Origin of the sequence: Billgrantia saliphila, assembly GCF_002930105.1 — a bacterium.
In the GTDB taxonomy this organism is placed as follows: domain Bacteria; phylum Pseudomonadota; class Gammaproteobacteria; order Pseudomonadales; family Halomonadaceae; genus Halomonas; species Halomonas saliphila.
Window position 1 is genome coordinate 16,258 of the sequence record NZ_PJRN01000025.1, and the last position, 25,930, is coordinate 42,187.

24 protein-coding genes are annotated in these 25,930 nt (G+C 63.6%); 6 read left to right on the plus strand and 18 right to left on the minus strand.

Annotation, left to right across the window (positions count from 1 at the left end):
- The first annotated feature begins 80 nt into the window (after window positions 1–80).
- Window positions 81–518, plus strand: coding sequence for a nuclear transport factor 2 family protein (locus CYJ07_RS18905; RefSeq protein ID WP_197038435.1), 438 nt, complete (start codon window positions 81–83; stop codon window positions 516–518).
- 34 nt (window positions 519–552) lie between these two features.
- Here the strand turns inward: CYJ07_RS18905 and CYJ07_RS18910 are convergent, their stop codons facing one another.
- On the minus strand, window positions 553–1,710 hold the full coding sequence (locus CYJ07_RS18910) for an MFS transporter (protein WP_104205251.1): 1,158 nt from the start codon (window positions 1,708–1,710) through the stop codon (window positions 553–555).
- 159 nt (window positions 1,711–1,869) lie between these two features.
- Between CYJ07_RS18910 and CYJ07_RS18915 the strand changes: the two genes are divergently transcribed.
- Complete coding sequence (locus CYJ07_RS18915; RefSeq protein WP_104205252.1) at window positions 1,870–3,330, plus strand: aminotransferase-like domain-containing protein; 1,461 nt, start codon at window positions 1,870–1,872, stop codon at window positions 3,328–3,330.
- 43 nt (window positions 3,331–3,373) lie between these two features.
- On the opposite strand, the gene CYJ07_RS18920 is transcribed toward CYJ07_RS18915, so the two are convergent.
- From CYJ07_RS18920 to CYJ07_RS18955, 8 genes are all read right to left on the minus strand, one after another.
- Window positions 3,374–6,730 carry a cellulose binding domain-containing protein gene (locus CYJ07_RS18920; RefSeq protein WP_104205253.1) on the minus strand — a complete coding sequence of 1,119 codons (3,357 nt, stop codon included), beginning with the start codon at window positions 6,728–6,730 and terminating at the stop codon, window positions 3,374–3,376.
- Window positions 6,731–6,899: 169 nt separating this feature from the next.
- Window positions 6,900–7,457 (minus strand): dihydrofolate reductase family protein, encoded by a 558-nt coding sequence (locus CYJ07_RS18925; RefSeq protein ID WP_104205254.1) that lies wholly within the window; start codon window positions 7,455–7,457, stop codon window positions 6,900–6,902.
- Window positions 7,458–7,497: 40 nt separating this feature from the next.
- Window positions 7,498–8,052 (minus strand): YdeI/OmpD-associated family protein, encoded by a 555-nt coding sequence (locus CYJ07_RS18930; protein ID WP_231489695.1) that lies wholly within the window; start codon window positions 8,050–8,052, stop codon window positions 7,498–7,500.
- Between the two features lie 103 nt (window positions 8,053–8,155).
- Window positions 8,156–8,566 (minus strand): fosfomycin resistance glutathione transferase, encoded by a 411-nt coding sequence (locus CYJ07_RS18935; protein WP_104205256.1) that lies wholly within the window; start codon window positions 8,564–8,566, stop codon window positions 8,156–8,158.
- Between the two features lie 13 nt (window positions 8,567–8,579).
- On the minus strand, window positions 8,580–9,152 hold the full coding sequence (locus CYJ07_RS18940; RefSeq protein ID WP_104205257.1) for a sugar O-acetyltransferase: 573 nt from the start codon (window positions 9,150–9,152) through the stop codon (window positions 8,580–8,582).
- Window positions 9,153–9,279: 127 nt separating this feature from the next.
- A complete protein-coding gene (locus CYJ07_RS18945; RefSeq protein WP_104205258.1) occupies window positions 9,280–9,990 on the minus strand; it encodes an LrgB family protein in 711 nt (236 codons plus the stop codon).
- Window positions 9,987–10,364, minus strand: coding sequence for a CidA/LrgA family protein (locus CYJ07_RS18950; protein WP_104205259.1), 378 nt, complete (start codon window positions 10,362–10,364; stop codon window positions 9,987–9,989). The genes CYJ07_RS18945 and CYJ07_RS18950 overlap by 4 nt, the downstream gene beginning before the upstream one ends.
- Before the next feature lie 241 nt (window positions 10,365–10,605).
- Entirely contained in the window at window positions 10,606–11,421 is an 816-nt protein-coding gene (locus tag CYJ07_RS18955) for an aminotransferase class IV family protein (RefSeq protein ID WP_104205260.1), read from the minus strand.
- A 103-nt stretch (window positions 11,422–11,524) separates the two neighbouring features.
- Here CYJ07_RS18955 and gcvA point away from each other — a divergent pair, with 103 nt between their 5' ends.
- Window positions 11,525–12,502, plus strand: a complete 978-nt coding sequence (gcvA, locus tag CYJ07_RS18960; RefSeq protein ID WP_104205261.1) for a transcriptional regulator GcvA — start codon at window positions 11,525–11,527, stop codon at window positions 12,500–12,502.
- Here the strand turns inward: gcvA and CYJ07_RS18965 are convergent.
- Entirely contained in the window at window positions 12,445–12,855 is a 411-nt protein-coding gene (locus CYJ07_RS18965; protein ID WP_104205262.1) for a VOC family protein, read from the minus strand. The two genes, gcvA and CYJ07_RS18965, sit on opposite strands and share 58 nt — an antisense overlap.
- A gap of 103 nt (window positions 12,856–12,958) precedes the next feature.
- Window positions 12,959–13,957: a nucleoside recognition domain-containing protein gene (locus tag CYJ07_RS18970; RefSeq protein WP_156085528.1), complete on the minus strand. Its 999-nt coding sequence runs from the start codon at window positions 13,955–13,957 to the stop codon at window positions 12,959–12,961.
- A 128-nt stretch (window positions 13,958–14,085) separates the two neighbouring features.
- Between CYJ07_RS18970 and CYJ07_RS18975 the strand changes: the two genes are divergently transcribed.
- Window positions 14,086–14,544, plus strand: coding sequence for an Lrp/AsnC family transcriptional regulator (locus CYJ07_RS18975; RefSeq protein WP_104205263.1), 459 nt, complete (start codon window positions 14,086–14,088; stop codon window positions 14,542–14,544).
- Between the two features lie 61 nt (window positions 14,545–14,605).
- Here the strand turns inward: CYJ07_RS18975 and CYJ07_RS18980 are convergent, their stop codons facing one another.
- Window positions 14,606–16,306 (minus strand): methyl-accepting chemotaxis protein, encoded by a 1,701-nt coding sequence (locus CYJ07_RS18980; RefSeq protein WP_104205264.1) that lies wholly within the window; start codon window positions 16,304–16,306, stop codon window positions 14,606–14,608.
- A 304-nt stretch (window positions 16,307–16,610) separates the two neighbouring features.
- On the opposite strand from CYJ07_RS18980, the gene CYJ07_RS18985 reads away from it, so the two are divergent.
- On the plus strand, window positions 16,611–17,201 hold the full coding sequence (locus CYJ07_RS18985; RefSeq protein WP_104205265.1) for a YqaA family protein: 591 nt from the start codon (window positions 16,611–16,613) through the stop codon (window positions 17,199–17,201).
- Window positions 17,202–17,265: 64 nt separating this feature from the next.
- Here CYJ07_RS18985 and CYJ07_RS18990 read toward each other — a convergent pair whose 3' ends face one another.
- From CYJ07_RS18990 to CYJ07_RS20390, 3 genes are all read right to left on the minus strand, one after another.
- Entirely contained in the window at window positions 17,266–17,730 is a 465-nt protein-coding gene (locus CYJ07_RS18990) for an AAC(3)-I family aminoglycoside N-acetyltransferase (RefSeq protein WP_104205266.1), read from the minus strand.
- Window positions 17,731–17,808: 78 nt separating this feature from the next.
- Window positions 17,809–18,825 (minus strand): phosphotransferase enzyme family protein, encoded by a 1,017-nt coding sequence (locus CYJ07_RS18995; RefSeq protein WP_104205267.1) that lies wholly within the window; start codon window positions 18,823–18,825, stop codon window positions 17,809–17,811.
- A gap of 39 nt (window positions 18,826–18,864) precedes the next feature.
- The gene (locus tag CYJ07_RS20390) at window positions 18,865–19,527 is read right to left on the minus strand and encodes a cell division protein ZipA C-terminal FtsZ-binding domain-containing protein (protein WP_156085529.1); all 663 of its coding nucleotides are present in this window, start codon (window positions 19,525–19,527) and stop codon (window positions 18,865–18,867) included.
- A gap of 475 nt (window positions 19,528–20,002) precedes the next feature.
- On the opposite strand from CYJ07_RS20390, the gene CYJ07_RS19005 reads away from it, so the two are divergent.
- The gene (locus tag CYJ07_RS19005; RefSeq protein WP_104205268.1) at window positions 20,003–21,418 is read left to right on the plus strand and encodes a PhoH family protein; all 1,416 of its coding nucleotides are present in this window, start codon (window positions 20,003–20,005) and stop codon (window positions 21,416–21,418) included.
- 22 nt (window positions 21,419–21,440) lie between these two features.
- On the opposite strand, the gene CYJ07_RS19010 is transcribed toward CYJ07_RS19005, so the two are convergent.
- From CYJ07_RS19010 to CYJ07_RS19020, 3 genes are all read right to left on the minus strand, one after another.
- Entirely contained in the window at window positions 21,441–23,267 is a 1,827-nt protein-coding gene (locus CYJ07_RS19010) for a complex I subunit 5 family protein (protein WP_104205269.1), read from the minus strand.
- The gene (locus CYJ07_RS19015) at window positions 23,264–24,769 is read right to left on the minus strand and encodes a proton-conducting transporter transmembrane domain-containing protein (RefSeq protein WP_104205270.1); all 1,506 of its coding nucleotides are present in this window, start codon (window positions 24,767–24,769) and stop codon (window positions 23,264–23,266) included. The genes CYJ07_RS19010 and CYJ07_RS19015 overlap by 4 nt, the downstream gene beginning before the upstream one ends.
- On the minus strand, window positions 24,766–25,930 hold a 1,165-nt coding region (locus tag CYJ07_RS19020; protein WP_104205271.1), incomplete at its 5' end, for a complex I subunit 5 family protein. The genes CYJ07_RS19020 and CYJ07_RS19015, both read right to left, overlap by 4 nt.

The window sequence follows — 25,930 nt, forward strand, 5'->3', positions numbered from 1 at the left end:
TTTGGGGACAATAAACGGATAGTCGCCCCTCGGCAGGGCCAGTATCTTCTTACCGTCATCCATATACAGCCGAGGGCGCTATGAAAACCAGCCAAGAAGAGTCGCTTTCTACAATGCAGATGCTCGAAAGAATGTTCCAGGCGGAGATGGCTTTTATGGAATCGGAGTCAAAAGACATTCGCCTATTAGCGGATGCTTTTCACCCCGATGTTGTCGTCCACGAGCCGACATCACTCCCGTACTCAGGCGACTGGATAGGTTTGGAAGGTATCGCCGGGTTGATGCAACGAATGAGCAGAGCATTCAGCAAGGTGGCAGTGGAGGATCTGAACCACGCCGGTTCCCCAGCCAAGCTGTACGTCTCATGCACTTTGCATATGACAGCCCGAGCGACCGGAATATCAGTCACACAGCCATTTTCACAGATATTGAGATTTGAGAACGGATTACTGGTTGAAGGCACGCCCTTCTATTTCGATACAGCGGAAATCGACGCCATTTTGAATCAGCGTCCTTGAGAGTGGAAGTCTGTGCTTACTTACTTGGTGCACGCTACTGGAGCGTCCGGTGGCTAAAGATTCTTCCGCGCTGGAGAATGCCGAGCGTCACGGCTACACCGCAAAGTAGCGCCAAGCCAAAGATCCCCAGCGCAGCGGCGTGTCCGAAAGCATCGACCAGGATTCCTGTCGTGATAACGGGAATGCTGAAGCCGAGGTAAGCCATCAGGAAGTAGCCGGCGCTCGCTCGCGAGGGGTGCTCCGCCGCCAAGTCGAGTACGCCACTCAGCCCACCCAGGTAGATAAAACCATAACAGGCGCTACTTGCCGCGACGGTACCCAGCAGTACGGCCAGCAGATCGCCCTGCAAGGCGCCCCAGGCGATCAAAGCGTATGCCAAAGGCAAGATGATCAGACCCACTTGAGTGGCCATCTGCGGTGCCAGCTTCCTTGCCCATGGCTGGAAGAGCACGCCACAGCTGCAGACACCGAAAGTGGCGAAGCCGGCCCAGCCCGATAGGCCATGCTGGGCCAGGGTGGAAGGCAGAATCGCGATGACCAGCCCTACGGTTGCCCATGCCAACATAATGGCGAGCCCATAGCCGAGGGCTCCGGGGGGAAAGGTTGGCAAACGCAACATCTCGGCCCCAGCCCGCCGTGGGCAATCGTCCTTGAGTGTCAGCACCAGCAGAAGGGCCAACGTAGCGGCTACTAGATAGAGCCACAGGCTAGGTGGCGTCAGGCTCGGCGTGTGAAGCACGAACAAGCTGGTGAGGGCCGCACCGAGCCCGAATCCCAGCGCCGTACTGGCCGTCACCCAGTTGGCCGGAGCCCGACTATCCTTTCCCTCGAACAGCATGGCCATGTAGGCGGGTGCCACTGCCGATGTCAGCGCTGTGCCGATACCCATCATGAAGCGGGCGATACCCAGGGTAACCAACCCAGGCATAGCGAGCGTCAATACCGTGGCAGCCAGGCACAGCATCAGCGCGGCATTTATCAAGGGCTTACGCCCTACCCGCTCGGCAAGCCCATTGAGCCCCAGCAGCACTGGCAGGATGCCGACTACATAGCAGGCAAAGGCCACGGTCGTGGCCCCCGCGCCAGCACCGCTACGCGCTGCCAAGGCATCGTAAAGGGGCGCTTGCAGATTGACCGCCGTAGTAATCATGCAGAGTGCGAAGGCGAGTCGAATGGGTTGGGTTCGGCGCATGGACAAGGGCTCGTGATACATGTGTAAAAAGTGCGGGCTTCGAGGTCGTCCGCGTGAAAGACAATTGCATCTTCGGGACACGCATGGAAAGGTACGATCTCGCTGCTTTTCGAGAAGCTGTTCCAGGATTTTCTTGTACGGTTACCGTAGGGCGTACCGATGACGAAGTTGGAATTGGACAAACAGTCGAGCAAGCCCCTTGTAGAACAGCTGGTCGAAAGCTTGACGGGATGGATCGGACGCAACGGCGGCGGTGGAGGAAGCCGCTTACCTTCGATAAGACGCTTGGCCGCGGAGCATGGCATCAGTCGAAATGTCGTCATCGAAGCTTATGAACGTCTGGTGGCGCATGGGCTGGTACGTTCAAGGCCGGGATCGGGGTTTTATGTAGCAGCTACGGCGCCGACGGCCCTGGCCAAGATGGATTCGGCACCGAGCCAACTGGAAGATTTCACGAACGATATGTGGAATCTCTTCCAGGCTGACGAAGGTCACCTGAAACTTGGCTGCGGCTGGTTACCCAACCACTGGCGTGAAGGCGATGATCTCACCTATGCCATTCGTCAAGTGGCGCGACAAAGCCGCTCGGGTATCTTCGATTACAGTACGCCACTGGGCCCGCTGGATCTGCGCGGCTTGATCCAGGAGCGCGTACGGCTGTTGGGCATCGGGGCCGACGCCAATCAAATATTAATGACAGGCGGTGGTAGCCACTCGCTGGATCTTCTGGTGCGTTTTCTACTAGAACCCGGCGATGTGGTATTCGTCGAATCGCCGGGTTATTACAATCTCATCGGCTTACTACGCTTGCAGCGTATTCATGTCATCGGCGTGCCACGTCTGGCCAATGGCCCCAATATCGAGCGCATGGAAGCATTGCTGACCCAGCACAAGCCGAAGCTGTTTTTCATCAATAGCGTATACCATAACCCCACAGGCTCTACTCTGGCGCCTGCCATCGCCCACCGCATCCTGCAACTGGCCGAAGCCCATGATTTTCAGATCATGGAAGACGACATTTACGCCGATTTCCAGCAGGAACCCAGCACCCGCCTTGCAGCATTGGATGGCCTGGATCGGGTCATTTATCTGGGCAGTTTTTCCAAAAGCCTTTCCTCATCGTTGCGAGTCGGCTTCATCATTGCCAAGCAGCCTCTGCTCAAGCCTCTTGTCGATATCAAGATGCTGACCAGCATTTCCGCCTCACGCTTTGCCGAACAGGTCGTAACTACCATGCTCCAGAACGGCAGCTACAGAAAATTGACGGAACGCCTCAGGACCAAACTCTCGGAGCAGATGGCCGCGGCAATCACCATGTTGAAGCGCGCCGGCTGGGAGATCTTTGTCGAGCCGGCAGGCGGTATGTTCGTCTGGGCACGCCACCCATCAGCCGCCTCCTCGGCCCAGCTCGTCCACCAAGCCCGCCGAATGGGCATTACGCTGTCGCCAGGGCACTTGTTCCTGCCTGAGGATGGTGACTCACCCTGGATCCGGCTCAATGTGGCCCACATGAATGATGCAAGAGCACGGTCGTTCATCGGTGAGCCTGTCGGGGGGCGGCCTGCGCCGCCCTGTCCTTCGAAACTTTCTTCCTTGCCTTCATCCTGGCGGCCCGCATGAAGGCTCTCCGGGCGGTACGGGTCAGATTCTGCATGGCGCTTCTTCAGCTCTGAAAAACGACATCGCTCTGCTCGAGCGAATTTACGCCCAGCACGGCAAGCTGCAGGTCGACGACGCCGTCGCCGTTGACGTCCGCTTGCAGGTGACTACCGGAGGTACGTAGCTCGCCGCCATTACCGCTGAAGCCTTCGTCGCCCAGCCAAGCGAACTCCTGCAGGCCATCCAGTTCGCTATTGGCATCGATAGCGGAGAGATCGATCCGGTCGTCCTCGAGGCGGTTGAAATCTAGCAAGGTGTCCTGGCGCTGCGGCGTCGAATCCCTCGTGGAGTGGTACGCGAAGGTGTCGGCGCCCGTCCCGCCGGTCAGCGTATCGGCGCCGCTGCCGCCCACCAGGCGGTCGTTGCCCGTGCCGCCGGTGAGGTAGTCGTCGCCGCGCAGGCCGTTCAGGGTGTCGTCACCGTCGGTGCCGGTCAGGGTGCTGCCGGGTTCGCCTGTGACGGGGTTGCCGTCGCTATCCACCACTTGCTCGATCTCCGATGGGTCGAGCTTGGCCGGCTCGGCCTGGCCTTCTACCACGAGATCGTCCGGCAGGTGCTGCTGGTCGTCATAGACACGGTAGCTGAAGCGCCACACCTCGCCGGGCTGGAGCACGGTGGCATCGTCATTGGAGACGCGGTAGCGCTCGCCGTCCCGCTCCAGCACGCCGTTCCACAGCGTGTCGATGTCGGCAGGCAGCGCGAAATCGACGGTGGGATCGGCGATGGCATCGGTAGATGTGTTCTCGACCAGAACCTCCGTGGTATAGCCGCCCGACCACTCACTGATGATGTTGCTGGTCACTGCGGTCGGCTCGTTCGCCGGCACTTGCGGCGTGCCCTCCACCACGGCATCCGCCGGCAGCGCCTGGCTGGTGTCATAGGCCTTGTAGGAAAAGCGCCAGCTCTCGCCGGGCTGCAGTGTGGTCGGGTTGTCGTCGGTGACGGTGTAGCGATTGCCGTCGCGTGTCGCTGTGCCGTTCCATAGCGTGTCGATCTCGCCCGGCAGGTCGAAGCTGACCGAAGGATTATCGATGGCCAGGTTGGATGTGTTCTCGACGATCACCTCGGCGGTGTAGCCGTTAGACCAGGTACTGGTGAGGTTGCTGGTGATACTGGTCTGAGTTCCGAGTTCGGACTCGCTCTCGCTGCCGGCGACGAGCTGATCCATGTCCACCTCGAGTTCGTGCCCGTCGAGGCGCAGCCCCTGGGGCAGGTGGCTCTCGGGTGCATAGGCCTTGAAGGAGAAGCGCTGGGTCTCGCCCGGCGTCAGCGTATCGTCGCCGGCCAGCGCCAGGGAGTAAGTGTCGCCCTCCCGCGCGAGCAGGTTTGCCCCATAGAACTGGGTGATCTCGGCGGGCAGTTCGAAGTCGATGCGCGGGTCCTCGATGTTCGAGTCGGTTTCGTTGGTGATCTCGACGGCCATCACGTAGCCGCTCGCCCAGCGGCTGACGCTCTCGAAGCGAACCGCTGCGGCGACGTCGTCCGCCGGCGGTTCGTCCGGCGCTTCCGGCGGCGCCTCGTCGTCGGGAAAACGAATGATATCGTCGGCGAGGATTTCATCGGCGGTGGGTATCTCCGGCGCCGCTCCGGTCATGACTGTGCGCGATTCGACGTCAAGCACAGTGCCGTCGGCGAACACTGCACGCTCGACGTCGAGCAGTAGGTCATCGTCGCCCCAGCCATCCAGGAACAGGCCGCCGCCCGGCATGGGCTGCAGGCCGTAGGTCGCGTAGTCGCCCATCAACAGCGCCGTGTCGTTGCCTGGCCCGCCCTCTAGCCGGTCGTTGCCCGGGCCGCCGCGCAGTATGTCGTCGTCGGCGCCGCCGAGCAGGGTGTCGTGGCCCCTGGCCCCGTCCAGGTAGACCCCATCGTCGGAGCCCGGTACCACGTCGTTGCGCCGAGACCCGACCACGTAGTCGAACATTACCTGGTTGGCGGTGGGATCGGTCGGCGCACCGAAGCTCTCCCCGCCCTGGTTGATCCACAGCGTGGGCGAGAGGTTGTCGGTCGCCGGGTCGCGCTCGGATTGTGAAACGCGCACCGTGTTGTCATGATCCTGGCCGCCGTGGAAGTTGATGTCGCGATCGGTGAACTCGACGTGGATGTCGTTGCCCACGGAAGAGCGCCAGGAGGCGAATAGCACGCTGTGGCGCATGCCGCTGTCGTTGAGGTCGGTGAAGGTGCCGTCGTAGCTTTCGAACAGCTCGTAGGCATAGCCATTGCCGCCGCTACCCTTGTTGAAGGCACCCTCGGCATGGAGGTTCTCGGCCTGAATGTCGACGGAGCGATTGGCGACGAAAGCGACCGAGGGTCCGTCATTCACCTCGACGTCGGCGACACGCGCCCCGACCGTGCCGTTGAACTCGACGGCGTGATAGCCCAGGTGCGACGACAGCGTGTTGTTGAAGGAGCCCGAATCGGGCGTGCCGAGCTGATAGCCGATGGAGACGCCCTCCAGAGCGACATTCTCCAAGGCATCGACGCGCTGGATCCTGGCCTCGCCGCCTTTGAAATCGAAGTGCACGCCCCGGTCGAGGGTGACCGTACTGCCGTCGCGCTCGACGACTCGCGCCATGCTGGTGCGCAGCGGCGCGTACTGGCTCCCTTGCCAGGAGGTGTTGCCGATCTCGTCGAAGTACTCGGCATCGTTGTCCTGCCAGATGCGCACCATGTCGCCGGTGGCCAGGCCATGGCCGCTCTCAAGGGACAGCGTGTCGTTGCCCTCCGCGGCATCTGCCTGCAGCCGGCCGGCGCTGGCCGTGCCCCTCCCCTCGAACAGCAGGCCATGAGCGTTGTCGCGCTCCAGCGCCGTGTCGCTGAAGGTGATGGTCGTCTTGCCGCTGCCGGCACCGATCAGCGAGATATCCGAGCGTGTGACGCTCACTGAGTCGTCGAAGACGTACTCGCCCTCGGTCAGGCGCACGGTGGCCCCCTTCGGGGCACCATTGAGCAGGGTTTCCAGCTCCTCCGCGGAGACGCCGGGCTCGACCTTGGCCACACCGTCGACGAACGCCTCGTCGACGCTGTCGGGCTCGCCGACGTCAGGCGATTCGACGATCACCGGCTGATCGTTGACGCTGAAGCGGGTCGGCATCTGCGAACTGCCGTCGACGTTCTTGACCTTGAAGCTGACCGTTTGCCCCGGCGCGATGTCGTTGTCTGCGTCATCGTCCATGATCTCGTAGCGCTGGCCTTCGTGAGCGCTCATACGGCCGCCCCAGACATCCGTCACCGAGCCCGGCAGGTCGAACCCCACCCGATAATCGTCGATGGGCAGCGTACCCTCGTTGGTAACCGCAACTTCAAAGACAAAACCTGAGTCCCACTGACTCGTGACTTGGTAAGCAATACGCGCTGACATGGACACGCTCCCTGTGCGCAAGGATGAGCTCTAATGTAGAAGTACTAGATGTACTCATACTCCAGGCTAGACACGGAACAAAGCCCCTCGCAAGCGAGACGAGACGGCTAAAGAAAAGCCAAGTAGGAGGGCGAGCAAGAGGAGCCTGGATCAGACGCTCGGCGGCCGGTTAACGGTTTCCCGGTATTTGGTAGCGCAGCTCCGCGAAGCCCGTCCCCACTTGGCGGACGGAGACCAGCTCCAGCGGCGGGTTGGTGATGCGGCGTGGAAACAGCGGCTTGCCGTTGCCCAGGGTGACCGAGCCCACTTGCACGAGGATTTCATCCAGCAAGCCAGTGTCATGGAATTGGCCCGCCAGATCGCCACCGCCCACGACCCAGATATTCTTTCCGCCTGCCGCTCTCGCCATCTCGGCATGGGCGGGTTTGACGTCTCCTTGCACGAAGCGGATGTCCGCGCCTTCGATGCCCGGCAGCTTACGGGTCGAAAAGACCCAGGTGGGCTGTGTGTACGGCCATGCCGAGCCAGTTTCCTCGGCGACTTTCTCCAAATGGCGCAGCATCCACTCATAGGTAGTGGAGCCCATGGCCAGCGCCCCGACCTCCGCAAAGAAGGCGGAATAGCTCGTATCGTTGATGTCCCCCAGCGGGAAGAGCCAGTCCAGGGAATCGTCTTCGGTGGCGATGAATCCATCTAGGCTCGTGGCAGTGTAGTACTGCGTTTTCATAACCCCTCCAGTCAGCGCTTACTTACCTACCATGCCATGCTCAGCGGTCGTTAAAGCCCTTGCCCTGGAGAATGCCCGGCACGCACTTTTCGATTCGCGAGGTCCGTGTACTGGATTGCTTGGCCCCGGAGAAGTGCAGGATGTAGCCTCGCTGCCGCCCCGGCGTGAGCGCTTCAAAGGCGGCCTTCAAGGCGGCGTTTCCCTCCAGCGCCTGCTGGAATTCTTCGGGATATTGGAGTTCGTGCTTCTCCTTGAAATCCACGACCAGGCCGGCCTTCTCCACTTCTATAGCTTTATGGAGATAGGCTTTCAGAGTTTCCTGCATCGCATCGATCTCGTGCGCCCCGGTGAAGCGAATCTGACGCATCGCCTGCGAGTGTTCACCCGGTGCCACGAGAATGCCTTCGGGGTCCTTCAATAGGCTGCCCTTGAAAAAGCCGAGCGCGCAGTACGCTTTCATTCCGAAGATCAGAGCGACGTTGTTATTCTGGAACGAATAGCAGAGCTTTCCCCATTTCACTTCTTCATCGAGTCGGCAATCGAGAAGTAACGCTCGCAGCTTCTTCCTTTCTTCCTGCCACTCGGGCTTGCTCAAGAGTGCATCCACCTTGGGATTTATTCTTTTCATTGTGAGTACTCTTCTTGGCTGGTTGAAATGGTGGACTCCACCCGTCAGTGCTTACTTACTTGCCGTCCCGCTAGGCGAACCATTCCAGTTCTTCATAGGGTTTTTTTCGCAGTTCCGCTAGCCGACTTTCGAGGTTGCCGGAGTGGACCTCCAACTTGTGGTTGTCCGGATCGAGAAAATAGAGCGAATCGCCTTCGCTGCGGTTCTCCTTCCAGATCGTGACGCCCTGCTCGCGGATGGCTTGAGCACACGACCCAAAGGCCTCCGAGTCGACACCGAAAGCGATGTGGGTATATTCAGGCAGCGGACTGGAGCGCGTCTCGTCATCGAGCGATAGGCAGATCCAGTCGCCACCTGCCAGGAGGTAGGCGCCCCGAGCCCATTTCACGACCGGCTCGAGGCCCACCACTTGGGTATAAAAGGTGAACGAGCGATCGAGATCGCTGACCGCAAGCGTCAGGTGGTTGATGCCGGTGACCATGGCTCTCCCCTTTTCAACGTGATGCTTCGTTCTCGAGCGAACGTACCACCCGGCAAGGATTGCCCGCGGCGAACACACCCTCGGGAATATTCTTGGTGACCACGCTGCCGGCGCCGATAACGGAGCGGGCACCGATAGTGACACCGGGGCTGAGGATCGCCCCGCCACCGATCCAGACATCATCGCCGATGGTGATGGGCTTGGCGGCTTCCAGGCCGCTGCGGCGCTGCTCGGCGTCGAGCGGATGGGTGGCGGTATAGACCTGTACGCTGGGGCCGAACATCACGTGGTTGCCGATGGTGACGGCGGCCACGTCGAGGATCACGCAGTTGAAGTTGAAGAAGACACGCTCGCCCAGGGTGATATTGCCGCCGTAGTCGCAGTAGAAAGGGGGCTCGATGAAGGTGCCCTTGCCCATGGCGCCGAACAGTTCGATCAACAGCCGCTTGCGCTCCTTCCCCTGGTCGTCGCTGGAGTCGTTGAACGCCTTGGCCAGCAGGCGAGCGCGATGCCGCTCTTCGGCCAACTGCGGATCGAGCGGGTTGTAGAGCTCTCCGCTCAGCATCTTCTCTTTTTCCGTGCGCATCGTTCCCTCGTTCCTATCGCGGTAGGCAGCCCAGCCGCCCCTGCAGCTCGAACTTACTCACTCTAGACCAAGCGATGGCAACGCTCCTGCACTCGGGCCGAACAATTCCCGCTATGGCAGCGCCCCCTCAAAGTCCCAGCAGCCGCCACACCAACGGCAGGAATATTGCGGTAAACACGCCCGTCAGGCTCATGCCGAGCGAGGCGAAGGCACCGGCCGTGGGGCCGAGCTCGAAGGCGCGAACGATGCCGATGGCATGGCCGTTCACGCCGAGGGCGAAGCCGAGAATGCGTTTGTCGGTAATCTTGAGCAGGCGGGCGAAGAGCGAGACGAAGATGGTGGTCAGCACACCGGTGATCAGCAGGCCACCCAGCATCAGCGACAGCGAGCCCCCGATCTGTTCGTATATGCCGATGGCGATGGGCGCGGTAACCGACTTGGGTGCCAGCGACGCCAGCACGACGGGCGACGCCCCCAGCAACCAGGCGATCACAACCGAATAGAAGGCTGCCAGCACGGCAGCAAGCGGCAGGCAGCACAGGATGGGCTTCCATAGCGTGTAGATGTGCTGCCGCTGCTGGTAGAGCGGCACCGCCAGCGCCACGGTGGCGGGGCCCAGCAACAGCGTTATCCAGGCGACGTTGCGCCGATAGTCGGCATACTCATAGCCCAGCAGCCACAGGCTGGCCGCCGTCATCAACGCGCCGATCAGCACCGCCGGGCACCAGCTCGGCCGGCCGAGCTTTTCGAACAGGGCCACGCCGCCGAGGTAGGCGGCGAGAGTCAGGGCGATGGCGAGAATCGGGGAGCCCAGCAGCGAGGCGTGGAGTTCGCTCATGCCTGACGCCCCCGCTCGTCGCAGCTCGAGGTTTCCCTGGGCATGAAGCGCCGCATCAGCCAGAGCGTAGTCAGCACGCTGAGACAGGTACCCACGGCCAGCGCGACCATCACTGCCGTCCAATGGCCGGCGAACTCCTCGATGATAAAGAACACCCCCACCACCCCGGGCATGATCAGCATGGCGAGCAGCGGGATCAGCGCCTGGCTCGCCGTGGCCACGCTCTCGTTCAGGCGCCTGGCCGCCACCAGCCAGGCCAGCAGCAGCAAGAGCCCGGCCATGGCATGGGAGATCGGAAGCGAGAGCAGCTCGACCACGGCATGGCCGAGCAGTTGGAAGCCGAGCAGCCACAGGAACCCACGCAACAGCTTCATGCCATCTCCATGCAGGCCGGGAAAGTGTCCGCTTGCGGCTGCGCGAAACGAACGGCAGCCGGCGAGGCCGGGAACGGGTACAGCGTGAGAAAGATTATCACGCTACCGTTCGTGCGTGGATGGCCTCGGCTCCGTTCCTGCGCTCCCGCCGCCCCAGTAAGCGTTCACCCACCCGCAAACACCCATGGCATGGTGCGCTCGGCTCGAGCGGCTGCCCGACGCATGGAGACGGTCACGCCGCTCACAGCGTTTCGAGTGGCTCGGCCCGGTAGGCCTTATGCAGCAGTTCGACAAACGCAGCCGCCTGAGGCACCGGCACGTCGCCGATCCGACTGACGGCGATGCCCGGCGTCCAGGAATTCATCACGACGGCTCCCGCCAGGGTCGGGAGGTCGGCCGACGTCACGATTCGATCGCGCTGCGGGATACCGAGGCGATCCAACTGCCGGCGCAGGATGCCCATGGTGGTGCCGTACAGCATCTCCGCCTTTGGCCATATCACCGCATCGCCGTCCCAGAAGGCGAGATTCCAGATCGTTCCTTCACTGAACCGGCCCATACGGTCGACGAAGGCCGCATCATCGAAGCCCTGCTCCGCAGCACGGCGAAGAAAGTAGGTCTTGGCCACCTCGCCGACATGCTTCACCGCGGGCAGCGTTCGCTCGTACTCGTACGTCGCGAGCCTCAGCGGGCCCTGCGGACCGGACGAAGGAGGGCTTGTTCGTACCAGCACCTCAGGCGTTACCTCGGGGCCGGCCACCGTGAATTCCCCCGCAGGCGAGTACACCGTGGCCACCAGGGAAAGATCGTCGGGGCCCGCCGCTATCGCCGTGCGCAGGTAGCGCCGGATCTCATCATCGGGCAGTGCCTGGCCAAACATTTTCTGCGACGCCAGGCGAAGCCGCTCCAGGTGGAGGTCCAGCCCACGCACCCGGCCTCCGCGTACCTGCATGGCCGTGAAGTGGGCATAGCCGGCGAACGCCAGCGGTGAGAGCCGTTCCACCGTCGCTTCCCGACCGTTGCACTGCGTGACATGGGCTTCCGGACTTGCGGTCATTTCGTTGACTCCTGGGTTCAAGGTTCGGCCCATGGTCTTGCGTTGACGCCTCCTTGAGAAACGAGTATTTCTCGATACATCGTCAAACTTGGCTTGAAGATCGATGAGCAGTCGACTTTTACCCGGTACCCGCGCATTGAGAACGTTCGAAGCCGCCGGCCGGCACTTGAACTTCACCCGTGCGGCCGAAGAGTTGGGATTGACGCCGGCGGCGGTCAGTTACCAGATAAAGGAGATGGAAGAGCAGCTGGGCATCACGCTGTTCACCCGCACCAGCCGGAGTATTCGACTCACGCCGGCCGGGGCGGTGGTCTTCGAGGCGGCAAGCGAGGCCCTGGAAAGCCTGCGGCACGCCGTCGGCCGCGCGAGGCGCATGACGCGGGAATCGGCGCCTCTACGCCTGACGCTAGGAGCCCGCTTCGCGACGAACTGGCTGCTGCCCCGACTTGCCCGGCTGCGAGAAACGGTCCCTTCTCTCGAATTGTCGTTCGACACCACTGACGAAGTGCGCGACTTCGATCTCGACGAAGTGGACGTCGCCATTCGATTCGGCACCGGCCACTACGCGAAAACCCGGTCGGATCGCCTGTTCGAAACGTTTGTGGTGCCGGTCTGCAGCCCGACGCTACTCGCAGCCGACCCCGACCTGAAGACACCACGGGACTTGCTGCGTCATACGCTCTGCTACGTGGACTGTCGCGTGGGAGGCAAGGCTTGGCCGAACTGGCCGATGTGGATGGCGGCCGCGGGAATCGATGATTTCGACGGCAGCCGCTGCGTGGGCTTCTCCGACGCCAGCCATGTCGTGCAGGCGGTGCTCGACGGCGGTGCCGTGGGGCTCGCCGAGCCGGCCATGATCGCCGGCGAACTCTCCCAAGGTCGGCTGGTTCGGCTATTCGATGTCAGTCTCGAGGTGGCGCCGGAGTACGCCTATTACTTGGTCTACCCCGAAAGTAGCGCCCAGGACCCTCGCATCCAGGCGTTTCGCGAATGGTTGCTCGAGGAGACGGGCCATACGGCCCCCTACTCGTCCTTCGGCCCGATCCAGACGAAGGGGTTGTGCGCCACCTCCCAGAGATAGCCGTCCGGGTCGGCGAAGTAGCCGGAGTAACCGCCCCAGAAGACCTTCTGGCCGGACTTGATCAGCGTGGCGCCGGCGGCCACGGCCTGATCCAGCAGCTCGTCGACTTCTTCATCGGAGGCCAGGTTGTGCGCCAGGGCGATGCCGGCGAATCCGCTCCCTTCGGCGGGAATTCCCGCATCCTCCGCCAGCGAGTCACGGCCGTAGAGCGCCAGCCAGGTGCCGTTCAGGGTGAAGAAGGCCACTTCCGGCGGCGACTCCATCCTGGGAAGCCCCAGCCCCTGTTCATAGAACCGGATCGATGCCTGCAGATCGCGGACGCCGAGCGTGATCATGCTGATCCTGGGCTTCATGTCCCCTCCCCTTGCTGAGTTGGATAACTGGAATCGCCTTGCCGCTTCATCGCTAACCGTAATGCGCCCTGCCGGTTTCCGCCATGCCAATCCACGGGTTTTGTCACGGGCGAGGCGTCGCGTCGGGCAAGGCCCGCGCGGCGAACATCCAGGCCGGCAACTGGGTCCGTTGCAGCCAGGGCAGCCTGGCCAGCAGCGCGATGACCACCAGCGCGAAGCCGAGCCGCGCCCACAGCAGGCCGGAAAGATCGGCGCCCAGCAGCATGATCAGCAGGGTATCCTCGATCAGGCTGTGGCAGAGCCCGAGGAAACTCAGCGTGAGCAGAATGTCGCGGGGCGTGAGCCGGCCGGAATGCGCCTCGCGCAGCAGCAGGCCGGCACCGAAGCTCAAGCCCAGCGTAATGCCGATGACGGTGATGTTCGCTCCCGCCGGGCCGATCCCCAGCAGGCGCAGCAGCGGAAACAGCAGCTTGTGGATCAGCCGCTCGACCCTGAGCCAGCGCAGCAGTTGAAGGAATGCCATCAGCCCCAGGATCACCACGAAGATGGTGGCCAGGGTGATAGCCTGATCCTGTAGCCAGGCCACCAGCGAGGCGTCCCGCGGCGCCGGTTCCCAGGCCACGCGGTTGGCGTGCTGCAGCCAGCCCCTCAGCGAATAGCTCAGGTGCAGCAGCCAGCCCAGCAGCCAGGCGCCGCCCACCCGCAGCAGCAGCGTCAGCCACCAGGGCACGCCGGCCTTGCGTGCGACGGCCCCTTCCACCGGCAGCGAGTGGCCCACCGCCATCAGCGCTCCCAGTACCGTTACCTGCGCGACCGTCAGCGGCGTGTCCCGCGTGACTTCGAAAAAGATGACCAGCCCGGTATAGATGTTGGTCAACAGCGTGGCGGCCCACACCATGCTGAGCGGCTCGGGCAGGCCGAGGGGCGACATCAGCGGCGAGAGCCAGTGCCCCAGTCGCTCGGTCATGCCCAGCATCTCAAGCGCCTTCACGATCACCAACGCCGGCACCATGACCTTGAGCAATGTCAGGTAGACCGCCCAGGACTCGCGGAGCAGTTGCCGAGCCGAGTGCACGCAGAGGGAGAGTCGTCGCTGTGTCATGGTCCTGATTCCGAAAGTGAGCGCCAGGTGGCTTACTTTACGCATGTACCGAACAAGGCGATGGCTTTTTCGGACGCGAGCGAGAAGAATGTGCTTTTTTGAGCGAGGCGGGGGACATTTTCTGCACCATGGACAGACTCGACCTGAGAATCCTCGACCAGTTGCAGCAGGACGCCAGCCTGACCAACCAGGCATTGGCGGAACGCGTCGGGCTTTCGCCTTCGGCGTGTCTCAAGCGCGTGCGACGCCTGCGTGAGAGCGGGGTCATTCAGCGCGAGGTGGCGATTCTCGCCCCCGAAGCGCTCGGCGCCAGCCTGCACATGGTGGTGGAGGTCACCATGGTGCGAGACGACAGGACGCTCTACCGCCGGTTCACACAGCGGATGGAAGCGGCCCCCGAAGTGATGCAGTGCTACCAGGTGACGGGCGAGGTGGATTTCGTTCTGATCGTCAGCGTGGCCGATATGGAGAGCTACGACCGGTTCTGCGATAACGTGCTCGATGCCGGCCAGGACGTGCACAAGTTCCGCACGTTGATCTCGCGCAAACGGACCAAGTTCCAGACTCGGCTGCCGCTGGGAATCTAGCCTCACTGCATGAAAAAGCCGGGGCACCATGCCCCGGCCAGCGGTAGAGAACGAAAGAGCCTCAGAACGCGGCCCACTCCTCTTCGACTTGCCTGGCGGGTGCCGCCAGTTTCCTGACCAGCTTGGTCACGTCGTTCGATGCCGTGGCGGCGCCCGGCAGGGCCGGGACGTGGGAAGGCGCCAGTGCCCGAGCCGCTTCGCCTTCCGCGAGACGGAAGATGGCAACAGCCGACTCCAGCTGGGCGGCCTGCGCCTCGAGCGATGCCGCCGCCGCCGAGGCCTGCTCGACCAGCGCGGCGTTCTGCTGGGTCACCTCGTCCATCTGCGATACGGCCATGTTGACCTGCTCGATGCCGGAGCTCTGCTCCTGCGACGCCGCCGAGATCTCGTCCATGATGTCGGTCACGCGGCGTACCGAGGTGAGGATCTCCTGCATCGTGCTACCGGCGCTCTCGACCAGCGACGATCCCTTGTTTACCTGCTCGGCGGACGCTTCGATCAGGCGCTTGATCTCGCCGGCGGCCTCCGCGCTGCGGCTCGCCAGGTTGCGCACTTCGCTTGCCACCACCGCGAAGCCGCGCCCCTGCTCGCCGGCACGCGCCGCTTCCACCGAAGCGTTCAGCGCCAGGATGTTGGTCTGGAAGGCGATCGAGTCGATCACACCGATGATGTCCGCCACCTTGCGCGAGCTTTCTGTGATGCCGTGCATGGTGCCGACGACCTCCTCCACGACTTCTCCACCGCGGCTCGCGGTGCTCGAAGCCTCCTTGGCCAGCGTGCTGGCCTGGCGGGCGTTCTCGGCGTTCTGGCGCACGGTGGCGGTCAACTGTTCCATGCTGGCGGCGGTTTCCTGGAGCGAAGCCGCCTGCTCCTCGGTGCGCGAGGAAAGATCGGCATTGCCGCTGGCGATCTCGCGGGCGCCGACATGGATCGAACCGCTGCTGTCGCGCACCGTGGAAACGGTCTGCTTCAACCCCGTTTGCATGTGCTGCATAGCGGCAAAGAGTTGCCCGATCTCGTTGCGCCCGCGGTCGGCGATCGCATGCGACAGATCGCCCTTGGCGATCCGCTCGAAATGCTGCACCGCCTCTTCCAGCGGCCGGATGATGACCCGCACCATGCCCAGGCGTACGGCGATCACGCAGCTGACCACCAGCAGCAGAGCCGCCAGCCCGATGATCCCGTAAAATTCCATGGTAGCAATAAAGCTCTCCATCAGGCTGCCCCCCCGCTCGCCGGCGAAAGTCATAAAATCCCGATTGGCTTCGATATAATCCAGGTTGATAGCGTCGCCCTCACGCTTGGCAGCCCGGTAGGCGCGTTCGTCGCCCTGCTGCAGCGCCGCCAATTGCGGATGCAACCCGCGCTCGACCAATCGAGCGAACACTTCCTCGAGGCGTTCCGCATAGGGGCGCCCCTGTTCGGTCTTGGGCGCATTGACGAAGGCGGTAAAGCGCTCCTCGGCACTGTTCAGGAAGCGCTCACCCATGTCCAGATAGCGCTCGGCCAGTGCCCTGTCGCCTTCGTTCAAGGCGTCCAGATGATTGAGAAAGCTCAGTTGGGTATCGGCGACGTTCACCTGCGCCCGGTTGAGTTCGTTCAACTGCTGAACGTTGATGGTGTTGAGTTCCTGAATGGATGCGCTTCCCAGGCTGCCGGTCTGGTAGCCAAGAAAGGACACCACAGCGATCAACATGACAAAAAGGCCCAGTACGCCGGTCAGGCTGGCTTTGACCGACAGGTTCTGCAAGGTACGTCTCATCGCTAGTTTTCCTTTGCTCTATCACGGTTAAGCCTTCCGGCTCGTGGTCGTTCCTGGCCTTCATGACGGCTCATACCGTCGCGTAACTGCCAGGTAGAGCCTTATCGGCCGGCCTCCGGCCAACCGTGAGCGCATTCGGGGCGTGCAGAGCAAAGCCTTGTCCCACATCAAGCCTTACAAGTGTTTAAGAAATCGACTAATTGACGGCAAGCGCCACCCGCTGACCTGGCGCGCCTTTGCTGACAGAGTGCCTTCGTGCTCCTATGCTCAGGTCATCATTCGCACGGACGCTTGGCGTAGTCTCATGTCACGATTCCACCCGACCTCGGCCAGGGAGTGGCTCGATCGCCTGGATCGCTCCCGTCATGCCCTGCCGCTGCTGTTCGTGGCTTCGATGCTGGAGACGTTGCTGATCCCCATCCCCATCGAGGTCATCCTCATTCCCTGGATGCTGTGCCATCCCCACCGTAAGTGGACGATTGCCGGCGTCGCCCTCGCCGGCAATCTCACGGCCGCGTCATTGGGGTATGCCCTGGGCGTCTTTGCCATGGATCAGTGGGGGCAGCATTTGGTTGGGCTTTTCGGTAGTCAGGAAGCCTTCGATTCCTTTCGGGACCGGCTGCAATCGGAGGGGTTCATGGCCGTGGCGACCATCGGCATCGTGCCGATTCCTTTCCAGATCGCCATGCTGGCCGCCGGTGCCAGCGGCTATCCTTTTCCGCTTTTCCTGCTGGCCGCCATGCTGGGGCGTGGCATTCGTTACTTCGGGCTTGCCACGCTGGTCGCCCTGGCGGGCGATGCCGCCATGCGCCTGTGGCAGCGCCACGCCCGGACCGTGGGTGTGGTCGGCGTGATGCTGTGCGTTATCTGGGTGTGGTACGAGATGATGGCCTGACGGCTCGCGAACGCGGCGGCTCGCACCGGTCATGCAGCGTTAATGTGCTGGCCTACCCCGAGCCCTACGGCACCTCGATATCGAAGTGCAGTACGTCCTCGCGCATGCCGAGTTTCGAATAGAGCGCGATGGCTGGCGCATCGCCCAGGTCCGCCTGCACGTAGATGACATAAGCGCCCCGCTGAGCCGCTATCGTCTTGAGATGTTCGATCAAGGCGGTGGCGATGCCCTCGCGCCGGTGCGCTTCCGCCACCGCCAGGTCGTAAATATAGATTTCGCTGCGCTCCTGCTCGAACTTAATGAGTTCGTAGGCCGCCAGCCCGCCCACCACCTCGCTACCTTTCAACGCCGCCAGGGCAATGAAGGTGTCGCTGTCGAGCAGGCGCTGCATGTAGGCCCTGCCGGGGCGGGCCCTGGAATAGGTGTCCACCTCGTCGAAGGCCTCACCCAACATGGACAGAAGGCCATTCATCAACGCCATGTCCTGGGATGAAACAGCCTTGATCTCGAACTCGGCTGCATGCTTCATCGTCGACCTTCTGCGCCAACTTTCGGCGCAATCGCCGCGAGCGCCATCATGCCATCGTCACCTGGCCACCATGCGATACTACCGCTCCGCACGCAGGCTTCCATCGGTTGCCAGGGCGATCTCCACCACGTTGCCGGGTTCGAACTGCATGGCGAACATGTCGTACAGTTCGTGTGGGTCGCTGGCGGCAGGATCTTCGTCCAGGCAGGCCGCGCAGAACTCATCGATATCCTGCACGATTCGCTCCAACCGATAATAAGACACTGCGGTCGGGTTTGGCGCGTACTCTCCATATCCTGACTGGAACCAGGCTTTCTCCTCTTCCCGGTTCCAGTTGCCACCGACACCGCCACCGATAAACATCAAGTCGCGTTCGCGAGGCGCGAGCCACAGGGTATCCCAGTCGATGAGGGCAAGGCGTTCATTGCTCACCAGCACATTGCCCGCGTGCAGGTCGCCGTGGCACAGGCAACAGGGTAAATCTTGTCGGCGCAATTCGCCGGCAAGCGCCGTCGCACGGTCGACGATGTGACGAATCACGCTCTGCTGTCGTTTCAGCAATCCGATCATCCTGCGGCCCGGCTCGCTACCACTGGTCACCGCGGGCAGGCGCGCCAGCCATGCTGCCACGCGCTGCCGCCAAACCGGCGAGTAGGTTTCGCGCGGCAACCGCTGCAGCAGGGTATGGGGCAAGGTCGCTTCGTGCACCGATCGCAGCGTCTTGCCCAGCGTTCTCCATTGCCCCGGCGTGAGTTCGACTTGCCAGCCCGAGTGTCCCTCCACGAAGGGATAAAGCACGGCGTGCAGCGAGCCGAACTTCGCCCAGAGCTCCCCTGTGCGAGTCGCGAGCGGAGCAACCACATGGGCCAGGCCCTGGTTCGCCAACCACTGGGGCACGCTCAGCGTGGCGGGGTCGGGCCTGCCTCGGCGAAGCTTGAGAAAGAACTCCGTGCCCTTGCGGTCGACGAGGCGATAGGTGCGAGCGTCGAGGTCGGCTCCCAGGCCGAGCGGCTCGATGTCGCCAAGCGACAGGTCATATTCGATGGAAAGCCACTGATCGATTCGCATGGGGTCGATAGGCAGCGGATCTCGCATGGTCCGATTTCCAGCCTCGGGCGCGATGGTCGTGGTGCGTCAGTTCATCGAGCCGGCGCGCTGCGCCTGTTGGCGAAGCAGTTCGAATTCCTCGTTGCTCACCGCATTGCGCTCGGCGTCGAGGATATGCCCGCCGATGGCGGCGATCGATTGGGTAATCTGTATCAGGGTATCGGGATTGCGCGCAACGCTGCGCTTGTTGATGAAGTGGATCAGGATGGAGACGCCATGGACGATGGGCTGGTCGTCGCCCTCGTGGATGGGTGGCAGCGTGCCGGGAGGTGACGAATTGGCGATGGTCAGCTTGTAGCCGGCCAACGGGTCGCGAATCTTGTAGACACCGAATTTGGCATCGTAGTCCGCGTTGTACTCCTTGAGCAGCCGGGCGAGACGGCGATTCGTGTCCAGCCCCGGCCAGTCGAGGATAACGAACAGGCACTGCTTGATCTCGGAGCCCGAACTTACTTCGAACCGGTGCCGTGGCGCCGGCGTCTCCTCCGTGGCCGCAGGCACCGCTTCCGGTGCGGGCGGAGTGGGTGGAACGGGCGTCGCCGGCCTGGCTGGCGTGCGTGCCGCAGCCGGCGGTGCCGTAGGCGCCAGTGGCTCCCGTGCCCGGCGGCTGCGTAGGAGCGCCACCAGGCATATCAGCGCCAACAACAGCGCCACCCCCGCTATGATCAATACTCCAATGACCGGATCCATCCTGGCTCTCCCCCTCGCCAACCCCGTGACATGCCGCTTCTTCGCCCTCAGCCTGCTTGCCTGAACGAAGGGCGTACCCGCGGGCCATCTGGTTCTGTGCGGCTTCGAATATTGTGCCGAACGAACGCATCCAGATTACTCCTTGGCGTCATGTGTCACCAGACTGTTTCTCAACGTTAACTCAGCGTCAACACCCGCACCACACCTAGGCTGCAGCCTATTGCCATGCGCCGTCTCGGACCTCGCCGCACAGGCCACGGCCGGGCGCGCTCGCCGCGCAACCGGCTTCGACGGCTAGCGTTGAAGCATTTCAATGGCGGCTCGCGCCGACAGGCTCCATGCTAGGGATGTCCAGAGCGAAAAGGAGGTGTCTCCGTTTTACGTGACACTGGCCATCGACAAGCCGGCCTACTTGCCACGGAACGATGTGAAGGCCAGTGTCGTCAGGTGCCGTCTACTCAGGAGCGATGCCCCGATGGTACGACTCGACAAGAAAGCCAAGCGGCTCTATGTGCTGGACACCAACGTCCTGCTGCACGACCCCGCTGCCCTGTATCAGTTCGAGGAGCACGAAGTGGTCATTCCGATGACCGTGCTCGAGGAGCTCGACAAGCTAAAGAACGGCCTGCGCGAGATTGCACGCACCGCCCGCCAGGTCAGCCGTACCCTCTCCGATCTCACCAATCAGGTCACTTTCGACGAGATTCAACAAGGCATTCCGATCCCGCGCGCCGGCGGCCATACCCTCGGCAAGCTGCGCTTTCTCTGCTACCCCGAACTGAAACCGCTGGAACACCTGGAGGACAGCCCCGACAACGTTCTGCTGGCCGAGACCTGCCGTCTACGCGACGAGCGAACGGACGCCTCGGTGATCCTGGTCACCAAGGACATCAACCTGCGGGTCAAGGCCACCGCACTGCACGTGCCGGTAGAGGATTATCTGACCGACCGTGCCTTCAGCGACAGCGACGCCATGCCGGAGGGCGTACGCATCTACCCCGATGCCGAAGGTGGCAGCGGCCCTTGGGGCCAGCTCGACGTCAACGTCGAGGTGGAACGGGTCGACCACCATCACACCTTCTACCGGTTGGAAGGCCGCGTGCCGAGCGACTGGCATCTGGGCATGCTGGTGTCCGACAGCGAGAACGGCGCCAGCTTCGAGGCGATCGTTCGCGAGATGTCGCCCAGCCAGGCACGTCTCCAACTCCTGACCAACTACCGCCACAAGGACGGCGTGTGGGGCGTGCATGCCCACGATAGTCGCCAGAACTTCGCTCTAAACCTGCTGATGGACGACGACATCGACCTGGTCACCATCGCCGGCAGCGCCGGCACCGGCAAGACCTACATGACGCTCGCGGCGGCCTTCCAGCAGACGCTGGACGCCAAGCGTTTCGAGCGTATCGTCTTTACCCGGGCACCGATCTCGATGAGCGAGGACATCGGTTTCCTGCCCGGCACCGAGGAGGAAAAGATGTCGCCGTGGATGGGCGCCTTCCACGACAACATGGACAACCTGCTGCGCGACGAGCACGACGGCAGCACCAGCTGGAGCCAGGACGCCACGCGCAGCCTGATCGGCTCACGCGTGCAGATACGCGCCCCGGGCTTCATGCGCGGGCGTACCCTGAACGACACCTTCCTGATCATCGACGAGGCCCAGAACTTCACTCCCAAGCAGCTCAAGGCCCTGCTCACCCGTGCCGGGCGCAACACCAAGATCGTCTGCCTGGGCAACGTCGGGCAGATCGACACCCCCTACCTCACCGCCAACACCTGCGGCATGGCGGCGGTGGTGGAGCGCTTCAGCAACTGGGCGCATGCAGGCCACGTGACCCTGCGCAGCGTGGAACGTTCACGCCTGGCCCTGGCCGGCGAAGAACTTCTTTGAACTGAACGCGCCGGGCCTGGAGCTACCCAGGCCCGGCCAACCCCGGCCAGACCAGGCTCCCCAGCCAGAAGCCCAGCAGCAAGAGCCCCCCCACGCCCACCATCAACGGAATCGCCAACCGCCGGAAGTGAGGCTCGAAGTGGGTCAGATCGTCCAGGGCGGCTATCATGCGTCGCTCCCTTTTGCCGAAGGCGCTGCGTACCCTCGAGTTCCAAGCTTCCAGCGAGGCGCTGAGCGTCGCCAGCCCCGCCAGAATCCAGCGTGCCAACGCCGCGTAGCCCCACCACAGGTCGCCCGCATGCAGGCGAGACAGGGCACCCGGCTCCCCGCGCCTCAGCAAAGCCGCCAACAGCACCAGCCCGGCCAGCCCCAGCCCCAGTGCCGCCGGCCACAGCAGCCCCGGCAGATCGGCCAGCGGCGGCCAATGCACATGCTTGCCCAAGGGCAGCCACAGCGGTACGCCGGCCGCCAGCAGCACGCCGACCAGCCAGGCCAGCGCCATGGGCGAGCGCCATGCGATGGCATGCTCTCCGCGCTCCCGCCACTGCCGCCACAGCGCCCTCGCCATCAGCACGGTGGTACCCACCGCGGCTGCACTGAGCCAGGTCGAGAGGGCCGCATGATCGCTGTCATGCAGCGCCTTTTTCAAGAATTCCTTGGTCATGAGCCCCGATCCGAAGGCACCGGCCAGCGACAGGGCCGGAAGCAACAGCAGCGACCCGATCAACCAGGCCGGCAGTCGCGGCGGATGTTCGCTGATGCCAACGCCAAGAAACAGGACGCCCTTGGTCATGCCGTGATGAGCCGCGAACAAGGCTACCGCCGGTGCTAGCGCGGGCCAGAGCACCGGTGCACTCAGCCCTGCCCCGACCAGCGAGGCGATCATGCCCAACTGACTGACGCTGGAGTAGGCCAGCACGGCCTTGGGATGACGCTGGGCCACGCCCAGCAGCGCGGCCGCGAAGGCTCCCACCAGGCCCACTACGATGATGACCTCTCCCAGGGGGGCGAGCCCCGCCTCGGCACTCCCCAGTGGCAGCGTACTCAGCCAGCCCAGCAGCCCTGCCTTGACCATGACCCCGCTGAGCACCGCACTGGCCGGCGTGGGCGCCACCGGATGCGCCAGCGGCAGCCAAACGTGCAGGCCCGCCACACCGGCCTTGACCCCGAAGCCCAGCCACAGCAGGGTCGCCATCCACAGGCCCTGTTCGGCCTCGGTCACGGACACGCGCAGCTCGGTCAACGTCAGCGCTTCTCCGCTTCCCGCCGCCCACAGCAGGCCAGCGAGAATCATCGCCTCGCCCAGCAGTGCCATGACGAGGTAGGCGAAGCCGCCGTGGCGGGCTTCACGCTCACCGGTGTGCACCACCAAGCCGTAGGCCGCCAGCGTCATCGTCACGAAGCCGAGATAGAAGCTGGGAATGTCCTCGGCCACGATCAGCAGCAGGTTGCCGGCCAGTGTCAGTGGCCACAGCAGGGCGAATCTCAGCAGGCGGCGGAACTCGCCATCGTCGTGCGCCGTGCCGTGCCGTTCGTCGGCCAGATAGCCGCGCGCGTACCAGCCGGCCAGCCCCCACAGCAGCGCGGCAAACAGCAACCAGGGGCGACGCGCCTCGTCGATCTGCCAGAGCCCACCCAGCATCCAGCCCTCCACGGCCAGTTCCGCCTCGCCGGGCCAGAGCGCCAATGCGATGGCAGGCAAGGGCGCCGAGGCCCACCAGGGATCGAGCACGTGCGGTCGCGGGCCGAGCCGATGCGGATCGCCCTGCTGCACGGCGAACCATAGCGAGCTGCGCAGCATCAGCAGCAGCGGCCAGATCGGCACTAGGGCAAGCAAGATCTCTCTCATGGCCGATACTCCCCATTGGCCATGAAGATGGCGAGGTCCAGCGGGCTGAAGGCGATACCCGCCAGCAGTCCCGTCATCAGGCTGAACATTGCCGTGGCGGCCGTGGGCAGCAGCAGCCAGGCGCTGGTTTCGAAGCGCCCCAGGTTACGCTCTTCAGGCCAACGCCCCTGGCCATGCGCCGGCCCCTGCCGGAACCACAGCCGATGCACGATCGGCAGGAAATAGGCGGAATTGAGCAGGCTACTGACGACCAGCACGGCGATCACCCAGGGCATGCCGGCCTGCAGCGCCCCCATGCCCAGGTACCACTTGGTGATGAAGCCGGCCACCGGCGGCATGCCGATCATCCCCAGCGCCGCCACGGTGAACGCCACGCTGGTTAGCGGCATGCGCCGCCCCGCGCCGTTCAGATCGTCGATGCGATGAATGCCGAGTTCCTCGGCATAGTTGCCCGCGCAGTAGAACAGCGTGACCTTCATTAGCCCTTGGTGTAGCAAATGCGACAGGCCGGCGATCGTGCCGTAGGGGCCGAACAGGCTGATGCCGAGAATGATGTAGGAGACCTGGCTCACCGTGGAGTAGGCCAGTCGAGGCTTGAGCTCCTGCTGCGACAGGGCGCGCACGGAGCCGTAGAGGATCGTGACGACGGCAATTCCTGTGAGCAGCGAGAGCAGGCCCAGCTCGTGGCTCAGGCCGATACCGTAGATGTCATAGATCAGGCGCACGATACCGAACGCCCCCGCCTTTACCACCGCCACTGCGTGCAGCAGCGCGCTCACCGGCGCGGGGGCCACCATGGCGCGTGGCAGCCAGCCGTGCAGCGGTACCAGCGCCGCCTTTACCCCAAGCCCCGCCAGCAACACCACGAACAGCACAGTCAGCATCGGACGAGCGTCCGGCCCCAGGTCGGCCAGCATCTCCCGCTGTCCGAAGGACACATCACCCACCAGCACGTGCATGGCGACCACACCAAGCAGCAGCACCAAGCCACCGGCCAAGGTATAGCGGAGATAGATCGTTCCCGCTCTCAGAGCCTCGGGGTGGCCGCGATGGGCTACCAGCGGATAGGTGGAGAGCGTCAGCATTTCGTAGAACAGCAGGAAGGTAAACAGGTTGCCGGCCAGGGCGATGCCTACAGTGCTGGCGATACATAGGGTGAAGAAGCCGAAGAAGCGCTTGCGGTTGGGCGAGTCCTCGAGATAGCCGATGGCATAGACCGTGGTGGCCAGCCACAGCAGCGCCGACAGGCCGGCGAACATCAGGCCCATGGCATCAACCTGAAGCAGGAAACTGGCGCCCTGCACCACGGTGAAGCTGAAGTTGTAGTCGCGGCCCTGGTAGAGCCCGTACACCATCAGCATCACCATCAATAGCTTGAACAGTGCCGCGCCCAGGTTGACTACCGCCCGCGCCCGCCAGGCGCGCTCCGGCAAGGCGAAGATCACCGGCACCACCAGCAACGAAGCGGCCAACGCGACGACCGGCAGCCAAGCCTCGCTCATGACGTCCCCCCCGCCGCCCTCAGCAGCGACAGCGGCCACTCCGCCACCAGCCCCAGCAGCAGCGAGGCCAGCGCCAGCGTCAGCGCGATGGCATCCATCCCCCAGGGCACCGGCCGGTAGTCGAGCGAGGGAGCATCCTCGACGAAGGAGTAGCGGAACATACGGAAGACATAGGCGGCGCTGAGCAACGTGCCCACGGCCAGCACCGCCAACCAGATCCACTGGCCGGCCATGAGGGCGGCATTCAGCAGCAGCCACTTGGCAGAGAACCCCAGGCTCGGTGGCAGCCCGACCAGGCTGACCGCGGCGATACCGAAGCTGAGCAGCGCGAGCGGAAAGCGGCGGCTGGCGCCCGCCAGTTCACGCAGCTGCGCCTTGCCGGTGGCCAGCACCAGGTTACCGGCGGCGAGGAACAGGGCCACCTTGGCCACGCCATGGGCGACCAACTGCAGCCAGGTGCCCTCCCAGGCCACGGCGGCGACCGTCGAATCGGTACCCACCAGCAGCGGAAAACCCAACAGCAGGTAGCCCAGCTGCGAGACGGTGGACCACGCCAGCAACTCCTTGAGCCTTGCCGCGCGCCAGGCCATCACCCCACCCCATACCACGGCGGCGGCGGCCAGGCCGCCGACCAGCCAGGCCGCCGGCGCGGCTTGCGGCGTCAGTACCAACCACAGTTGTAGCGCGATGAAGAAGGACGCCTTGATCACCAGACCGGCATGGACCGCGCTGATCGGAGTCCACGCCGCCGCATGCACCGGTGCCAGCCAGGCATGCAGCGGGAACGCCGCCGCCTTGAGCAGCAGGCCCGCACTGAGCAGCGCCACCGACACCCACAGTAGCGGCCCCGGCTCGGCGGCTTCCGCCAACCCCGCCAGGTCCAGCCGCCCCCAGGCGCCCAACAGCAACGCGATGCCGAGCAAGAAGGACAACGATCCAATGAGCGCCAGCAGCAGGTAGCGCAGCCCCGCCACCAGCGCTTCGGCCTTGCCGGGAAGCAACATCAACCCGACGGCGACCAGCCCCATCATCTCCAGGCCGAAGTAGAGCAGCAGCAGATCGGCGGCGAGCCAGATCAGCGAGAGGCTGGTGCCGAGCAGTCCCAACAGCGCCCAGAACCAGGCCTGGCTGCGCGCGGAAGCCTGCGCATCTACCCGCAGA

Bases quoted from the DNA above. Each gene is read 5' to 3' on its own strand.
- CYJ07_RS18950 (WP_104205259.1), bottom strand. From the start codon at position 10,364: ATGAAGCTGTTGCGTGGGTTCCTGTGGCTGCTCGGCTTCCAACTGCTC.
- CYJ07_RS18925 (WP_104205254.1), bottom strand. From the start codon at position 7,457: ATGAAAACGCAGTACTACACTGCCACGAGCCTAGATGGATTCATCGCC.
- CYJ07_RS18990 (WP_104205266.1), bottom strand. From the start codon at position 17,730: ATGAAGCATGCAGCCGAGTTCGAGATCAAGGCTGTTTCATCCCAGGAC.
- CYJ07_RS18970 (WP_156085528.1), bottom strand. From the start codon at position 13,957: ATGACACAGCGACGACTCTCCCTCTGCGTGCACTCGGCTCGGCAACTG.
- gcvA (WP_104205261.1), top strand. From the start codon at position 11,525: ATGAGCAGTCGACTTTTACCCGGTACCCGCGCATTGAGAACGTTCGAA.
- CYJ07_RS18920 (WP_104205253.1), bottom strand. From the start codon at position 6,730: ATGTCAGCGCGTATTGCTTACCAAGTCACGAGTCAGTGGGACTCAGGT.
- CYJ07_RS18910 (WP_104205251.1), bottom strand. From the start codon at position 1,710: ATGCGCCGAACCCAACCCATTCGACTCGCCTTCGCACTCTGCATGATT.
- CYJ07_RS19005 (WP_104205268.1), top strand. From the start codon at position 20,003: ATGGTACGACTCGACAAGAAAGCCAAGCGGCTCTATGTGCTGGACACC.
- CYJ07_RS18935 (WP_104205256.1), bottom strand. From the start codon at position 8,566: ATGGTCACCGGCATCAACCACCTGACGCTTGCGGTCAGCGATCTCGAT.
- CYJ07_RS18915 (WP_104205252.1), top strand. From the start codon at position 1,870: ATGACGAAGTTGGAATTGGACAAACAGTCGAGCAAGCCCCTTGTAGAA.
- CYJ07_RS20390 (WP_156085529.1), bottom strand. From the start codon at position 19,527: ATGGATCCGGTCATTGGAGTATTGATCATAGCGGGGGTGGCGCTGTTG.
- CYJ07_RS18975 (WP_104205263.1), top strand. From the start codon at position 14,086: ATGGACAGACTCGACCTGAGAATCCTCGACCAGTTGCAGCAGGACGCC.
- CYJ07_RS19015 (WP_104205270.1), bottom strand. From the start codon at position 24,769: ATGAGCGAGGCTTGGCTGCCGGTCGTCGCGTTGGCCGCTTCGTTGCTG.
- CYJ07_RS18985 (WP_104205265.1), top strand. From the start codon at position 16,611: ATGTCACGATTCCACCCGACCTCGGCCAGGGAGTGGCTCGATCGCCTG.
- CYJ07_RS19010 (WP_104205269.1), bottom strand. From the start codon at position 23,267: ATGAGAGAGATCTTGCTTGCCCTAGTGCCGATCTGGCCGCTGCTGCTG.
- CYJ07_RS18995 (WP_104205267.1), bottom strand. From the start codon at position 18,825: ATGCGAGATCCGCTGCCTATCGACCCCATGCGAATCGATCAGTGGCTT.
- CYJ07_RS18905 (WP_197038435.1), top strand. From the start codon at position 81: ATGAAAACCAGCCAAGAAGAGTCGCTTTCTACAATGCAGATGCTCGAA.
- CYJ07_RS18965 (WP_104205262.1), bottom strand. From the start codon at position 12,855: ATGAAGCCCAGGATCAGCATGATCACGCTCGGCGTCCGCGATCTGCAG.
- CYJ07_RS18945 (WP_104205258.1), bottom strand. From the start codon at position 9,990: ATGAGCGAACTCCACGCCTCGCTGCTGGGCTCCCCGATTCTCGCCATC.
- CYJ07_RS18980 (WP_104205264.1), bottom strand. From the start codon at position 16,306: ATGAGACGTACCTTGCAGAACCTGTCGGTCAAAGCCAGCCTGACCGGC.
- CYJ07_RS18955 (WP_104205260.1), bottom strand. From the start codon at position 11,421: ATGACCGCAAGTCCGGAAGCCCATGTCACGCAGTGCAACGGTCGGGAA.
- CYJ07_RS18940 (WP_104205257.1), bottom strand. From the start codon at position 9,152: ATGCGCACGGAAAAAGAGAAGATGCTGAGCGGAGAGCTCTACAACCCG.